This window comes from Bartonella sp. AD328YNZD, from assembly GCF_042196425.1.
Genome location: NZ_JBHIQG010000840.1, coordinates 1 through 569, shown reverse-complemented (window position 1 = coordinate 569; position 569 = coordinate 1). Strand labels below are relative to the sequence as shown.

Here is a 569-nt window from a genome sequence, read left to right as displayed (position 1 = left end):
GAAGAATTTAGTCATTTTATTGTTTCTTTACAAAAAATGGGCTTTTGTGGAGGAAATGTTACTTTGCCTCATAAACAAGAAGCCTTTCGTTTAGCAGATTATAAAGATGAGAGAGCAACAATGATTGGTGCTGCTAATACACTTTGGTATGAAGGAGATAAGCTTTGTGCCACGAATAGCGATGCCTATGGTTTTAGCGCTAATCTTGATGATTTTGCATCTGATTGGGGAGGGGAAACAGCTCTTGTTTTTGGGGCTGGTGGCGCTGCACGCGCTATCCTATATGCTTTAAAAAAACGCGGATTTGAACAGATTTATTTGATTAACCGTACAAAACAACGCGCTGATAATTTAGCTCAGTATTTTGGAAAAATCATTAAAGTTTACGATTGGCATAAAATCCATGAAATACTTCATCAAGCTGATTTGATTGTTAATACAACCTCTATAGGCATAAAAAGTCCAGAAGAAAAAAGTGATTCTTTTTTTTGTGATTTTCATAAAGCAAAAACAACGGCATTAGTAACAGATATTGTTTATACACCATTGATAACTCCTTTTTTACAACA

At 35.0% G+C, this 569-nt stretch carries 1 protein-coding gene; it reads left to right on the top strand.

Annotated features, from left to right (window positions below):
• The coding region (locus ACFIO3_RS15900; RefSeq protein WP_375704809.1) for a shikimate dehydrogenase at positions 1 to 569 on the top strand (569 nt) is incomplete at both ends.